At 54.9% G+C, this 13,764-nt stretch carries 13 protein-coding genes; 12 read left to right on the top strand and 1 reads right to left on the bottom strand.

Annotated elements, in window-relative coordinates:
• Window positions 1-35 precede the first annotated feature (35 nt).
• The 8 genes from H8B13_RS19590 to H8B13_RS19555 all read left to right on the top strand — a co-directional run bounded on the left by H8B13_RS19590 (window position 36) and on the right by H8B13_RS19555 (window position 8,392).
• Complete coding sequence (locus H8B13_RS19590; RefSeq protein WP_187312514.1) at window positions 36-1,733, top strand: TonB-dependent receptor; 1,698 nt, start codon at window positions 36-38, stop codon at window positions 1,731-1,733.
• Window positions 1,734-1,851: 118 nt separating this feature from the next.
• A complete protein-coding gene (locus H8B13_RS19585; protein WP_187312513.1) occupies window positions 1,852-3,102 on the top strand; it encodes an SPOR domain-containing protein in 1,251 nt (416 codons plus the stop codon).
• Window position 3,103: 1 nt separating this feature from the next.
• Entirely contained in the window at window positions 3,104-3,805 is a 702-nt protein-coding gene (locus tag H8B13_RS19580; protein WP_166072193.1) for a MotA/TolQ/ExbB proton channel family protein, read from the top strand.
• 93 nt (window positions 3,806-3,898) lie between these two features.
• Window positions 3,899-4,312, top strand: a complete 414-nt coding sequence (locus H8B13_RS19575; RefSeq protein ID WP_187312512.1) for an ExbD/TolR family protein — start codon at window positions 3,899-3,901, stop codon at window positions 4,310-4,312.
• Between the two features lie 56 nt (window positions 4,313-4,368).
• Window positions 4,369-5,322: a hypothetical protein gene (locus tag H8B13_RS19570; RefSeq protein ID WP_187312511.1), complete on the top strand. Its 954-nt coding sequence runs from the start codon at window positions 4,369-4,371 to the stop codon at window positions 5,320-5,322.
• A gap of 134 nt (window positions 5,323-5,456) precedes the next feature.
• A complete protein-coding gene (locus tag H8B13_RS19565) occupies window positions 5,457-6,764 on the top strand; it encodes a bifunctional folylpolyglutamate synthase/dihydrofolate synthase (RefSeq protein ID WP_187312510.1) in 1,308 nt (435 codons plus the stop codon).
• Between the two features lie 104 nt (window positions 6,765-6,868).
• Window positions 6,869-7,531 (top strand): tRNA (guanosine(46)-N7)-methyltransferase TrmB, encoded by a 663-nt coding sequence (gene trmB / locus H8B13_RS19560; protein WP_187312509.1) that lies wholly within the window; start codon window positions 6,869-6,871, stop codon window positions 7,529-7,531.
• Window positions 7,532-7,540: 9 nt separating this feature from the next.
• Window positions 7,541-8,392 (top strand): maleylpyruvate isomerase N-terminal domain-containing protein, encoded by an 852-nt coding sequence (locus H8B13_RS19555; protein WP_187312508.1) that lies wholly within the window; start codon window positions 7,541-7,543, stop codon window positions 8,390-8,392.
• A 12-nt stretch (window positions 8,393-8,404) separates the two neighbouring features.
• Here the strand turns inward: H8B13_RS19555 and H8B13_RS19550 are convergent, their stop codons facing one another.
• A complete protein-coding gene (locus H8B13_RS19550) occupies window positions 8,405-9,022 on the bottom strand; it encodes a hypothetical protein (RefSeq protein ID WP_187312507.1) in 618 nt (205 codons plus the stop codon).
• A 191-nt stretch (window positions 9,023-9,213) separates the two neighbouring features.
• Between H8B13_RS19550 and mnmA the strand changes: the two genes are divergently transcribed.
• The 4 genes from mnmA (at window position 9,214) to H8B13_RS19530 (ending at window position 13,612) form a co-directional block, all read left to right on the top strand.
• Window positions 9,214-10,386 carry a tRNA 2-thiouridine(34) synthase MnmA gene (gene mnmA, locus H8B13_RS19545; protein ID WP_187312506.1) on the top strand — a complete coding sequence of 391 codons (1,173 nt, stop codon included), beginning with the start codon at window positions 9,214-9,216 and terminating at the stop codon, window positions 10,384-10,386.
• Window positions 10,387-10,437: 51 nt separating this feature from the next.
• Window positions 10,438-11,160 (top strand): hypothetical protein, encoded by a 723-nt coding sequence (locus H8B13_RS19540; RefSeq protein WP_187312505.1) that lies wholly within the window; start codon window positions 10,438-10,440, stop codon window positions 11,158-11,160.
• Between the two features lie 288 nt (window positions 11,161-11,448).
• Window positions 11,449-13,161, top strand: coding sequence for a S8 family serine peptidase (locus tag H8B13_RS19535; RefSeq protein WP_187312504.1), 1,713 nt, complete (start codon window positions 11,449-11,451; stop codon window positions 13,159-13,161).
• A 127-nt stretch (window positions 13,162-13,288) separates the two neighbouring features.
• A complete protein-coding gene (locus H8B13_RS19530; protein WP_133272881.1) occupies window positions 13,289-13,612 on the top strand; it encodes a hypothetical protein in 324 nt (107 codons plus the stop codon).
• Window positions 13,613-13,764: the final 152 nt, after the last annotated feature.

The following is a 13,764-nucleotide window of genomic DNA, read 5'->3' as shown; positions in this document are numbered from 1 at the left end:
AAATCTAAGCTTATATCAAACCTAACTCCGTTGCTATGATGCTTCGCTCGCCTTACTCCCTGGCTCTGGTCACAATGCTGGCCGTGGCCGCGCCCCGCTTTTCGTGGGCGCAACAGCGGCCGGGGGGCAAAATTGAAGACGCTGAAATTGAAATTGTGAAGGAGCGCGTGAACGAGCTTCCCGAGGCGACGCGCAACTTTGATAAGATCAAAGTAGAGGCACCAACGCCGCAGGCGCAAACGGTTCAGTTTACTTATCCCGACTTTCGGCTGCCTGCCGATCGCCTCAATCCGTCAGTGCGCGTTCTCACGATCAAACAGGAGGAATTAGCCCCCCAGACCGGCAACTACCTGAAGGGCGCACTGGGTAACTACGGGACCATTTACGGCAAGGCTTACCTGCATAACACGCGCAGCGAAGCCGCTTCCTATGGTCTCGATTTCAGCCACATTTCCTCCTCACGCGGACCCGTAGACCGTAAGAACTCCAGTCTCAGCCAAACCAGTCTGGGCCTTAACGGTGAAACCTACAGTGGTACTGCCGCCTTGGGCGCGAAGATAGATTTGGGTCGGGAGCGCTATAATTTCTATGGCTACAACCGTGAGCCCCAGAATTTGCCCCCCGATGTTGATGACATCAAGCAGGTCTTCACCCGCGCCGCCGCGAAGGTATATGCCCGCAACCGCGCCACCGATGCCGCCTTTCAGTATGACTTCGGCGTAGGCTTTAACTATTGGAAAGACAGGTTTGCGGCCAGTGAAAGCAACTTCAATGCGTCGCTTCGTTCGGGCTATGCGCTAGGTGAAAAAGGGCGAATTGCTTTAAATGGTGATGTATCCCTGATATCGCAAAAGGACGAGTTGACTACTACCAGTCGGCCATTTGTGCAGTTCACACCGGCTTTTGAAGCCGATCTGAACCGGCTGGCCGTATCGGTGGGCGCTACGCTGGGCTACACCGGTGACACTATCGGGACGGCTTCGCAGTTCAATGTTTATCCGGCAATTCGTGTGGGCTACACGGTGGCCGAAGATAAATTCGTCGTATTTGGCGGATTGGGTGGGGCATTGCAGCGCGTAACTATGTACGATCTGACCACCGAAAACCCATGGCTGGCTCCCAACCAGCGCGTGGCCGATACGCACCGGGGGCCAACTATTTACGGCGGCTTTACGGCGATGCCCGCTCGCGGCCTGTCAGTGAGCGCAAAAGTGACGGCCGCTAACGACCGCAACTTGTATTTCTATGCTAATAGCCCTACCGATACGTCACGTTTTGATCTAGTTTATGACCGCAAATCAACTCAACTAATCAACGTGCACGGCGAAGTGATTTATAATGCTGCTGAGCAGTTTCGGTTGGGCGTGAAAGCTGATTACAATGGATATAACACCAAAACGTTGGCCGAAGCCTTTCACCGGCCAGCTTTCCAGTCGGTGCTGTTCGGAACCTATAACGTAGGTGATAAGCTCCTGTTAGGGGCAGAGTTATATACCTATAGCTCTAGTTTCGGAGTAGGATATAGGGCAGGCGGGATAGCTGATGACCTGGTCCAAGTGGTGCGCCCGACGGACACAGTGGTAGATTTGAACCTGCGTGGCGATTATCGTTTCTCGGAAAATCTGTCAATCTTTGCTTTAGGCAACAATTTGCTGAGCCGCAAGTACGAGCGTTTCCTGAACTACCCGGTGAAGGGCATCAACGTACTGGCGGGCGTGACCTATGACTTTTAATTTTTTACTGCGCTGATGCACTTTATTGGAATAGGATATTCCGGAGCTTACTACAGAGTGTAAGGCAATAATTGCAGCAAGCGCATTAAAGATTAACGCACCACAAACACAACCGACTTTGCCGATCTCCAACCATATTCTCAGCTTACTCCGGGACCACGATTGCGTGATTATTCCCGGTTTCGGCGGACTTATCGCCGATTATGCGCCGGCCCGGATACACCCGGTGCGCCACACGCTGACTCCACCAACCAAAACCGTCGCCTTCAATGGCGCACTGACTCGCAACGATGGCTTGCTGGTTGATGCCCTTAGTCATGCGTTGCGTGTGCCCGCTTCGGAAGCCCGCCAGATGGTGCGCAATGCAGTTGCTAATCTGCAGGCGGAGCTGGATAGTGCGCAGCGCACAGAGCTGCCTGGGATTGGAGTGTTTCGCCGCGCTGTTGGGAGAGGGTTGGAGTTTGAGTACACAGGCACGCAAAATCTGCTTTCGGCTAGTTACGGCCTACCCGAATTAGTATCGCGGCCAGTGCGGGCCACCGATGCCTTACTGGCTCGTGAGCGGCAGCCCACCGCGCCTCAACTCACAGTTGCTGGTCGTTCACGCCGGGCAGCTCGGGTGTTTAACGTAGCCGCTGCTACTGTTCTCACCGGGTTAATGCTGTCGGCGGGTTATCTATTTGCGTTACGTCTGGGGCATTTGCCCGACAGCGCACGGGCCGTGCCAGCATCGTGGGTAGCGCAGGAGCAAAAAATGCCCCCCAGCACTACTAAATCACAATCCAGAGCCACACAGCAGGCTACGTTAGCTAATCATGGTTGGAGTGAAGAGTTCGTGCCCGATGGAGCTGCCGATGTTACGGATGCCGTTGCACTAAACACAACCGAAGGAGCGGAGTGGGACAAAGCAAAGCCGATGGCTTCACCTGCCTTAACCACAGATACGGCAGGAAAACCCGTGGTAGTGACAGCTGCAAAGCCGGTAACCCCAACAAAGCCAACGGAGGTAGCCAAACCGATTGCCTCCTCGGTACCAGCTGCTGCCCCAGCGCCAATAGCCAAAGCTACCACAACGGCGACACCTGCTACAGCCGCTTTAACGCCTACAATTAAAACCCGGACAGGTCGTTTCTATGTGGTAGCTGGTAGCTTCGACACTCCTCGGAGCGTGGAGAAAGCCCGCGCCGCTTTGGCCCGCAAAAACCGTCCTGCGCAGATATTGTGGCCAGTGCGTCCGACGCGTGCGTCTGCTGGCAGCCGTTTTTACCGCCTCACTGTAGGTGAATTTGCTGATCGCGCTTCGGCCGACCGCAGCCTCTCTCAATTACGCAAACAATACGGCTCAGCACTCTGGGTTCTTAAGTACTAAAATGACATCGTTGCTCCTGCAAATTACCACCACTGCTCCCCTCGATACCGCGGCTGTTGCCGCTAATGCTGCGGCCAATGCAGCAGCTCCCGAGCTTTCCCTGATTGATTTGGTGTTGCAAGGTGGATGGGTAATGATTCCCATTTTCATTCTTTTCTCGATCTCGATTTTCATCATTCTGGAGCGCTACATCACTATTCGTAAAGCCACCAGCAACCCCGACTCATTCATGGGGGGCATTCGGGGGCTGATGGTGAAAGGTGATTTGCAGGGGGCAAAAATGCTCTGCGCTCAAAATGCTTCTCCCTTAGCCCGCATGATTGAGAAGGGTATTCGCCGCATTGGCTTGCCCCTGAAAGACATCGAAACCAGCGTCGAGAATGTCGGCAAAATCGAGATTGCCCGTTTAGAGAAGAACATCAGCATCTTGGGTATCATTGCTGGTATTGCGCCTATGCTTGGTTTCGTGGGTACCATTATTGGTGTAATCAAGATTTTCTACGCCATCAGCACCACCGGCGACTTCGGTATCGCCCAAATTTCGGGCGGTTTGTACACCAAGATGGTTACTTCAGCAGCCGGTCTTATCGTCGGTATTATTGCCCACGTCGGTTACCACTGGCTCAGCATCATGGTCGAGCGTCTGGTTTTTCGTATGGAAAACTCGGCCATCGAGTTTATGGATATCCTGCAGGATAATTAATTTTTGAGTTGCCACTTAATGAAGTCTTAAGCCTTTTTGGGCTCGCTTTTAAAGCCAGATTCTTCATCAAGGCAACTTATTTAGCTAACAAAAATGGATTTAAGCCGCCGCCGCAAGCTTTCTTCGCACGTCGAGACCAGCTCGATGAACGACATCATGTTCTTCCTGATGCTGTTCTTCCTAATTGTGAGCACCATGGTTAATCCCAACGTGATCAAGCTGCTCCTGCCTAATGCCCGCTCCGGTAAGGCTGTCATGAAGGAGACCATTAACATCTCAGTTGATGCCGCCGGGCAATACTTCCTGGACCGTAAGCCCGTAACCTCTACCGATTTAGAATCGGCTCTTAGCAAGCGCATTGCTGGCCTTGATCAGCCTACTGTTGTTCTGCGCGTTGATGCATCGTTGAACGTGCAGAAGCTGGTCGACATTCTCGAAATTGGCAACCGGCTGAAGGTGAAAATGGTGATGGCCACGCAGGCACAGCAAAGTGCAGCACGCGGGTAGGAACGCGCCATTCGTGGTTTGCGTTGAACAACTCGATACTTAATTATAGATAACTCATGGCACTCGATTACCGCGAACATCACCGCCGAGAGGCGCTAGTCGGGACGGTGATCGTTCATGTCTTGTTGTTGCTACTGTTCATATTTACCGTTTTCAAAGGGCCAGATCCGCCCTTAACGGAAATGGGCGGTGGCGGCGTAGAGCTTAACTATGGCGTAGATGAAGCCGGGTATGGCGATATTCAAACCCTGGCTCAGGCCAATAACTCACGCAATACCGAAGACAGCCGCCCGCCCGCCCGCAACCCTGATCCGCAGCCTGCGCCACAGCCCGCACGGGCCGCGGCACCCACGCCGCCTGATGCTGCCGAGGAGAAAATCGTGACTAGCGATGCGGAGGAAAGTCCTGTGAAAATTCCACCAGTAGAGCGCCCTTCGCCACCTAAGCCGGTTGTGCGCGAAACACCACCCGTGGAAAAGCCAGAGCCGGTGAAGGAAGTTGTGCGCGAAGCACCTCCGGCGCCCAAGCCCCGCACCTTGTACACACCCAAAGGCAGCGATGATGGCGGCGGAAACGGTTCTGCTGGTACCAGCAACACGCCTACTGGCAATAATAATGGTGACCGGCCCGGCGCTACCGGCGACCAAGGCAATCCCAAAGGTAGCCTCGATGCCCGCGCTCTCTACGGTACGCCTGGTAGTGGCGGGGGTGATGGTGGCGGTTCAGGCGGCGGTAGCGGCTCCGGCGATGGTTTTGGCAATGGTGGTTGGGCCTTTGCCAATAAGCCGCAGCCGCCCCTCGTCGATAACCAGGGTGGTTATTTGCGCTTCAAAATCACCATTGATGGAGAGGGCGAGATTATATCGGTCGGCAAAGTAGCCGGCACTATGTCGGCCGCTCAAGTACAGGCCTGCATCAAAACGATTCGTGAGCAGTTCTCCTTCCGCAAAACGCGCCCTGATCCGGGTGGGGGCGTAGGGTATATCACCTTCCGTTTCCGCTTAGAATAAGTCGCTATCTTCTTTGTTTACTTAGCCGCCGGTCGGATTTATCCGGCCGGCGGTTTTCTTTTGTGCTCTGATCAGTGCTCGTCAGTCATACAAATGAGCACAGCCGCTTCACCCACCTATCTATTCTGCTCTCCATGACTTACGCTGAAACGCTAGCTTACCTGTACGAGCAACTGCCCATGTTTCAGCGGGTAGGAACCGCGGGCTACAAAGAAGGGCTAGGGAATACGGAAGCGCTGGCTGAGGCCTCCGGGCACCCGGAGCGGCGCTTTCGTAGCGTGCATGTGGCCGGCACCAACGGGAAGGGAAGTAGCTCGCATATGCTTGCTGCGGTATTGCAGGCGGCGGGTTATAAAGTAGGCTTGTACACTTCACCGCATTTGCGCGAGTTTACGGAGCGCATCAAAATCAATGGTAAAGAATTGCTCCCCGACTATCTGGTGGCGTTCGTGGAGCAATGGCGTCCGTTGTTTGAGGAAGTAAAGCCGTCTTTTTTCGAGATGTGCGTGGCGCTGGCTTTCCAGTATTTTGCTGAAGAGAAAGTGGATATCGCCATTGTGGAAGTGGGCCTGGGCGGACGACTGGATTCCACCAATATTATTACGCCGCTGGTTTCACTTATCACCAATATCAGCTTCGATCATCAGGCTTTGCTGGGGAATACGCTGCCGCTTATTGCTGCTGAGAAAGCCGGGATAATTAAACCAGGGGTGCCCGTTTTCATTAGTCAAACGCAGGCGGAAGTGGCTGCTGTTTTTGAAGAGACAGCACACCGATTGGGCGCGCCACTTACATTTGCCGACCAGCATTATCAAGTTTCCAGAATTGCCCCCCAGCCAGCGGATGCTGAAACACAACGCTTTCATGTGAGGCTAGATGATGCTCCAGTATTTGATGAGATCGAGGTAGGTTTGCTGGGTGAATATCAGCGGTTTAATTTGCCTGGAGTCTTAGCAGTTTTAGCTGATCTACAACGGCAGGGATTCCAAATCACTGAGGCAGCGGTGCGCCAGGGGCTGCGTGAAGTGAGCCAGCTTACAGGCTTGCGGGGCCGGTGGAGTATCATTGGGCGCCATCCACTGGTGGTGTGTGATACGGGTCATAATGAGGCTGGCCTGCGCCTCGTAACTGCCCAGTTGGCTCAGCTTACGTATCGCCAATTACACATCGTACTTGGCGTTGTTAATGATAAGGACGTGACCAAAATGCTTTCAATTTTGCCCCCCACGGCCATCTATTACTTTTGCCAAGCTAGTATTCCACGAGCACTACCCGCTGCTGAACTGGCCGAACGGGCCGCAAGTGTAGGACTACATGGCGCCGTATATGGTCCTGTGCAGTCAGCAGTACAAGCAGCCCGCACGGCGGCTGCGCCTGACGATGTGGTTTTTATTGGTGGCAGTACCTTTGTGGTTGCCGAGGTAGAAGAACTGTACCAATAGGAGCGAGGGTAGCGCGTGCGTATCTATTATTTGCTTCGCTACCGATCTACATGACGGCCAATTCCGCAATACGATCCGATACGATAAATCAACAAGTCAATTAAATGAGTCGAGTGAAACTAGCGCGCTTCGCCCACAACGCGGAGCGGGCCGATATTGTAGAGCCGGGCAAAGCCAACTATGAGCAATTGGGTGGGCGTTGGCACCAAGAGTTCTTTCAGAACGATAATCCCATTACGTTGGAAATGGGTTGTGGCAAGGGCGACTATACTGTCGGCTTAGCGGCCCGCTACCCCGATCGCAACTTCTTGGGCCTCGACATCAAGGGCGACCGAATCTGGCGCGGGAGCACTCGCGCGGAGGCACTAGGCCTAACTAATGTGGGCTTCCTGCGCACGCGGGCCGAATCGCTGACTGCCCATTTTGCCCCCCAGGAGTTGGCTGAAATCTGGGTAACCTTCCCCGATCCGCGACCCCGCGACCGGGATATTAAGCGCCGCCTCACGTCGCCACGCTTCCTCAATTTGTATCAAGAAGTATTGCGCGCCGGGGGGCTAGTTCACCTCAAAACGGACGATACGCCGCTCTACGAATACACGCTTGAAACGCTGCAAACCCGTCCTGGAGCCCATATTTTAGCCCACACAGCCGATATTTACGCCACGCCCGAGCTATTGCCGCATGCTGAAGATATCCAAACCCACTACGAGCGTCGCTTCCGCGGTGAGGGCATTGCTATCAAGTACATTCAGTTTACATTGAGCTAAGTCTATCTCATGTCTGGCGTGCGCCCTGTACCTATCGAAACCCTGCACTTGTTTCCCGTCTTGGATGAGAAGCTACTGTCTTTCCTTAGGGGCTTGCAGCCCGCAGATTGGGAACTTCAAACGCTGGCGCCCAAGTGGAAGGTGATGGACGTGGCTTTGCACTTAATGGCCGGCAACCTACAAACGCTATCCATGCTGCGCGATGGGTATTTTGGGGTGGCGCCCGCTGATCCAACCAGCTATGAGGGCATCGTACAGTTCCTGAACGAGCTGAATGCGGACTGGATAAAAGCCACCCGGCGGCTGAGTCCACGCATTGTGATGGAAATGCTAGAGTCGACAGGAAGGGAGTACACAACTTTCTTGCGTACCCTTGATCCTTGGCAGACGGCAGGTTTTTCCGTGGGCTGGGCTGGGGAGCAAACGTCGCTCAACTGGTTTCACATTGCCCGCGACTACACCGAAAAGTGGCACCACCAGCAGCAAATACGACAGGCAGTAGGGCGGGGTGAAGACGAATTACTAACGCCAACATTATATCAGCCCTTTCTGGCGACTTGCATGAGGGCCCTACCTCACCACTACCGCCACGTGTCGGCTGAGCCTGGACAAACGCTGCGATTCACAGTCACAGGCGAGGGTGGTGGCACCTGGTTTCTCCAGTATAACAGCGCCGGGCAGTGGGAATTACAAGAAAGCGCGACCAGCCCTTGTGTGGCTGTTGTTACCATTGATGGAACCGTGGCTTGGCGCTTATTTACCAAGAGTCTGCCGCGCACGCAGGCCGAAGCCCACGTACAGCTAACCGGTGATAAAGGTTTGGGGGAGCAGGTGTTTAACCTAATAGCGATAATGGGCTAGAATTGCCCCGCCTTATTCCTCTTCCAGCGCTTCAAAGACCGCTTCTAATTCCTCGAAATCACGCAGGCCCGGCTTGATTTCGTTGCCACCTTCCAGGATGAGTCCAGCTGGGTGAATGGTGTTGAGCAAACTGGCTACAGTGTCGGCGGTAATGGCGCCGCTGAGCCACAAAGGGAACTGCGTCGCTGCTTCGGCTAGAGCTTCCTGCCGGGCTTCGGGCAAGTCATCCATATTCAACGAAGCAGCAACGCCCAGGCCAGCGGGAAAAATCGGGCTGTACTGAAGCAGCATCTCGTTTCTCAAACTATTAGAAGTGATGAGAAAGAGGGGCGCGTGTAGCAGCGCCGGTACCGAGAGTGGCGCTTCAGGCCTTTGGTGAAGCAGCACTCGCTGTAAACCACACTCTTCAACCAGTCGGTTGATTTCGGATACGGGCATTTCATCAAACTCCCCAATCAGCTCTACGCCGGCTACCCAACCGGCTAGCTCGCGTACAGTAGCCGCATCAACGGCGCCGGGCAGGGCAGGGTCGAGGGTGAAAATGAGGCCGTCGGCGCCCATGCCGGCGCAATAGCGGGCGTCGGAAAGGTTATTGATGCCGCGCACCAGCACGGAAGTAAGCAGAGCCATAAGTAGAATAATAGAAGTCAGGTGGGAAGGCCAGTTCGGAATTGACGAAGCGCGAAAGTAAGGAATATGAGCTATTGCAGCGCCCGGCATGTACTTTGTACAGCTTAATAAGCGAGTGCTGAACCGTAGGCCCGCGCCGGCTGTTATCTTTGCCATCGCGGCCGGAGCCTTGACCTCACGGGCGCTTCTTTATGACTGAAAATACTCCTTCGACGTCGTCCCCACGTGGGCGCGTTCTCGTCGCCATGAGTGGCGGCATCGACTCATCTGTAGCTGCTGTACTTTTGCATGAGCAAGGCTACGAAGTGGTGGGTATGACTATGAAAACCTGGGATTACGCTTCGGCGGGCGGCTCCAAAAAGGAAACCGGCTGCTGCTCCCTCGACTCCATCAACGACGCTCGGCAGATTGCCGTTGAACTCGGTTTTCCTCACTTTATCATCGATATTCGGGATGAGTTTGGTGACTTTGTCATCAATAACTTCACCGACGAATACTTGGCTGGCCGCACGCCTAATCCGTGCGTACTGTGCAACACCCATATCAAATGGGACGCGTTGTTGCGCCGTGCCGATCAACTCGGTTGCCAGTTTATTGCCACGGGGCATTACGCCAATATCCGCCAGGAAAATGGCCGCTATGTAGTGAGCAAAGGTTTGGACGAGAACAAAGACCAGTCTTATGCCCTCTGGGGCGTGTCGCAGGAAAGTCTGGCGCGGACGCTGTTTCCGTTGGGCGGCATGCGCAAAACCGAGATTTATGATGAGGCCCGTCGTCGCGGGTTTACTGAACTGGTCAACAAGCCCGAGAGCTACGAAATCTGCTTTATTCCCGACAACGACTACCGCGGCTTTTTGAAGCGGCGCGTGGAGGGATTGGAGGCGCGCGTAGCTGGGGGGCAATTTGTGCTGCGCGATGGTACGGTGGTGGGTACGCACGAGGGCTACCCGTTCTACACGATTGGGCAGCGCAAGGGACTCGGTATTGCCTTGGGCTTTCCCGCCTATGTCACCGAAATCCGGCCCGACTCGAACCAAGTCGTGCTCGGTAATTTCGATGATCTGGCCAGCACCACGACTGTAGTTGGCAAGCTGAATATGGGCAAGTATGCTTCGCTGGTTGGTATGGGCTTGGTGCCTTCCACTACAAAAATCCGTTATAACCACGACGGTGCTGCCGCCTTCCTCGAACAGATTGGCGACAAAGTATATGCTTACTTTGAGGAGCCGGTTCATGCTGTAACTCCCGGTCAGGCCGCCGTTTTTTACGAAGGCAATGACGTGCTGGGCGGCGGCTGGATTGAGCGCCACGTGATATCTGATCCTACTTCTCAGGCTGCGGCGCTTGCCGGTTCGGCCCTATAATTCTGCTTTTGCATGAGATACTTCTATCGTTCGCGTTTCTTTAAATTATGCATGAGTCGACGCGCTTTCATAGCTGGTTTGCTGGCGATAGGAGTGGCGGGGGCCTGCACCCGCGAAACGGAACCTGGCCCCGACATGGGTTTGGAGTATTATCCGGTGGAGGTGGGAGCGTACCGAATTTATGCCGTGGTAGATTCCATTTATCAGAATAACCGTGGAACAGCTACCCGCTTTCAGTTTCGGGAGCGGGTGGACGAAACGTTTATCGATGCCGCTGGCGACTCCGTGTATCGAGTGGTGCGGTCGCGCCGCACTACTCCCGCCCAGGCCTGGCGCGACGACAGCGTATTTATTATCAAGACCACCCCGAACACACTGCTGCTTACCCGTAGCAACCGCCGGACCGTAGAGCTGGTATTTCCGGTGCGCACGGGCCGTAAATGGAACTCCAATGCCTACAATTCTGGCGATACGATTACGGCTGAAAAACGGGGCTACGACCGGGTAGGAGAACCTTTTGAGTTATCAACTTCCACCCAGCCCCAGCGCTACGAGCAGACCGTTACGACCGCCGACACAACTGCCTACGATCTGTTCAACCTTAATATTCAACGCCAGGTCTATGCCCGGGAAGTAGGGCCCATCCATCGCTGGCGACGGCGCTACCAATATGGCTGCCCACCCGGCTCACCCGCCGATTGCTCTTTAGTACCCGGCTACCGATTGGCAGGCAGCTCCCGGGTCGAGATGTTGATTGAAGCTGGAAAACTGTAACTATTGGCAGGGTGTAAATAGCGTTTTGAAGCAACGCCCGATAGTGGTAGTGTCTATAACTACCATTATCGGGCGTTGTTACCTATAAGTTGAACTGCTGGGGGCTTTTTACTGCCCCCGATAATGCAACGACTTCCCCGGTATCCGTGTTATTATCCTACAATCTCCAGTTTGACCTTGTAAGGTATTAGTACTGTTCGCATCGTGTTCTGTACGTAGTCTGGGGGGCTTTTTATGTTAGCCAGCCGTTGATTTGTTTTATTTTTCTGCTCCTTTTCCTCGCCATTAATGCGACTTTCCCTGCTTGTCTTATTCTGGATGGGGCTCAGTAGCCACCCACACCTGAGTCGTGCTATGACCCAATCGAGTTCTGCCGGTCCGCCGCAGGTAACGACCGTGGTGGGTAGGCATTTGGTCTTCTTTCGGGATAAAGCTAATTCTCCGTATAGCCTCACGCAGCCGCAGGCGTATTTATCGGCCCGCGCCATTACGCGCCGTACGCGCCAGAATATCACCATCCAGCCCCGCGATTTGCCCGTCAATCCGGCTTATGTTGCCCAGGTAAAGGCAGTGCCGGGCGTGCAGGTGTGGTATACATCGCGCTGGTTTAATGCCGCCGTAGTGGTCTGCGACTCCGCGACGCTGGCTTCCCTCCGTAAGCTTCCTTCCGTGCAGGGCACCCAAACCCTTATTCGGGCGCAGGCGGCCGCCGCCGCGCCCATAGCGGCTAACCCGCCGGCTCCGGTTCCGCCCGCAACTACTACAGCGCCGGGGCGCCCTACCTACGGGCCAGCGTATGGGCAAGCCCAGATGCTGGGTGCCGTAGCCATGCACGACGCTGGTTTTCGGGGCGAGGGTATCCAGATTGCCGTATTCGATGGTGGCTTTTCGGGCGTTGACCGCCTGCCGGCTTTTGCACCTCTGTTCGAAGAAAAGCGCCTGCTCAGTACCTATAACTTCGTGGAAAATAATAGCTCGGTATACGGCCGTAATGAACACGGCACCCAATGCTTATCGACGATGGGGGCCAACCAGCCCGGCTTCTTTGTGGGCACGGCTCCCAAGGCCAGCTACCATTTGCTCGTCACGGAAGATGTGAAATCGGAGCACCAGGTGGAGGAAGCTAACTGGCTGCTCGCGGCTGAGTACGCCGACTCGGTGGGCGTGGATATTATCAGCTCTTCCCTGGGCTATAACGACTTCGATCAGCCTTCACTTGACTACACTTACTCCGATTTGAACGGCCGCACGGCCCTTTCATCGCGGGCGGCTACGGTGGCGGCCCGCGTGGGAATGCTGGTGGTAAATAGTGCCGGCAATGAAGGCAGCAGCCCGTGGCGCTACGTGAACGCCCCCGCCGACGCGGATTCCATTCTCACAGTAGGCGCCGTCGATTCGGTGCTGATGCAGCGGGCCGTATTCAGCTCGGTTGGTCCTACGGCCGACGGGCGTATAAAGCCCGCGCTGGCGGCACAAGGGCGAGCTTCGGCTGTGCTTACGGCCGGGGGCACGGTGGTTAATGGCAACGGAACTTCCTATGCTTGTCCTACGCTGGCGGGCTTGGTGGCGGGCTTTTGGCAAGCCAATCCTACGCTTACGGCGCAACAGGTAATTGCTACGTTGCAGCGCTCCGGCTCCCAAGCCGCCCGCCCCGATAATGAACTAGGCTATGGCATTCCTGATTTTGGCCGGGCTCAAACCCTTGCCGCCGGCACCCTGCTGCCCGTGGCCGCGCCAGCTCCCGCGCCCGGCCAGCTGGCGGTTTATCCCAACCCAACGCGCGATGATGGGTTATTCTTACAGCTCACACCCGAGTTCCAAAAGGTAGCGCTGGTAGTTCGCCTGATCGATGTTCGTGGGCGCGTGGTAGTAGAGCAAAAAGTGCCAGCGACCTCTGCTCAGCAGGTAGAACTGCGGCCGGGCATGCTCGCGAAAGGCACTTATACCTGCTCCGTGAGTGCGGGTCGGGTGCGTCGCACCGTGCGTTTCGTAAAGCTTTAAAGTTTTTTTCAAAAAAAGCCCCCCAGCAACGGAGTTTCCGGCCTGGGGGGCTTTTTTGTGGACTTTTGTTTGCAGTAAAACCGTTATTCTTACCTTAATAGTAGTATTCACTTTCCAACGTTTTACTGTGCTTCAACTCATGATTACCAAGCGCATCGGGCGCCGGCAGTTTCACTTCACCGTGCAGGGAGGCAACTTCCACGACGTGGTGTCCGAGTACGACCGCCTGAGCTTCGCCGATGTGCCTGCCTGTGGCCTCTGCGGCTCCGATAACCTCGATCTTACCTCCCGTGTGGCTCAGGATAAATTCAAATACACGTCCGTCAAGTGCCTCGACTGCCGCGGCGACGTAACCTTCGGCAAAACCCAAAAAGACGACCAAACCGTGTTCCTGCGCCGCCGCGAGAATGGTGAATTAGACTGGCAGCCCTGGAAGAAAGGGGAGAAGTAAGGTTGAGGAATTCTATATCAAAAGAAGCTCGAAGCATTTGCTTCGAGCTTCTTTTTTGTTTGCTTGTAGTTATGGGTTCATCTACTTAAACAAGGCGGTCATGCAGAGGCGAAGCCGAAGCATCTCGCATGCTGACGAAGGATTACTAATCT

This window comes from Hymenobacter sp. BT188 (assembly GCF_014333585.1).
GTDB lineage: Bacteria > Bacteroidota > Bacteroidia > Cytophagales > Hymenobacteraceae > Hymenobacter.
Note: the sequence above shows the minus strand (reverse complement) of the source record. Positions and strands in the feature narration are given on the sequence as shown.

Excerpts from the sequence above, each read along its gene's own strand:
- H8B13_RS19590 (WP_187312514.1), top strand. The coding sequence starts at position 36 with ATGATGCTTCGCTCGCCTTACTCCCTGGCTCTGGTCACAATGCTGGCC.
- H8B13_RS19580 (WP_166072193.1), top strand. The coding sequence starts at position 3,104 with ATGACATCGTTGCTCCTGCAAATTACCACCACTGCTCCCCTCGATACC.
- H8B13_RS19575 (WP_187312512.1), top strand. The coding sequence starts at position 3,899 with ATGGATTTAAGCCGCCGCCGCAAGCTTTCTTCGCACGTCGAGACCAGC.
- H8B13_RS19570 (WP_187312511.1), top strand. The coding sequence starts at position 4,369 with ATGGCACTCGATTACCGCGAACATCACCGCCGAGAGGCGCTAGTCGGG.
- H8B13_RS19565 (WP_187312510.1), top strand. The coding sequence starts at position 5,457 with ATGACTTACGCTGAAACGCTAGCTTACCTGTACGAGCAACTGCCCATG.
- trmB (WP_187312509.1), top strand. The coding sequence starts at position 6,869 with ATGAGTCGAGTGAAACTAGCGCGCTTCGCCCACAACGCGGAGCGGGCC.
- H8B13_RS19555 (WP_187312508.1), top strand. The coding sequence starts at position 7,541 with ATGTCTGGCGTGCGCCCTGTACCTATCGAAACCCTGCACTTGTTTCCC.
- H8B13_RS19550 (WP_187312507.1), bottom strand. The coding sequence starts at position 9,022 with ATGGCTCTGCTTACTTCCGTGCTGGTGCGCGGCATCAATAACCTTTCC.
- mnmA (WP_187312506.1), top strand. The coding sequence starts at position 9,214 with ATGACTGAAAATACTCCTTCGACGTCGTCCCCACGTGGGCGCGTTCTC.
- H8B13_RS19540 (WP_187312505.1), top strand. The coding sequence starts at position 10,438 with ATGAGTCGACGCGCTTTCATAGCTGGTTTGCTGGCGATAGGAGTGGCG.
- H8B13_RS19535 (WP_187312504.1), top strand. The coding sequence starts at position 11,449 with ATGCGACTTTCCCTGCTTGTCTTATTCTGGATGGGGCTCAGTAGCCAC.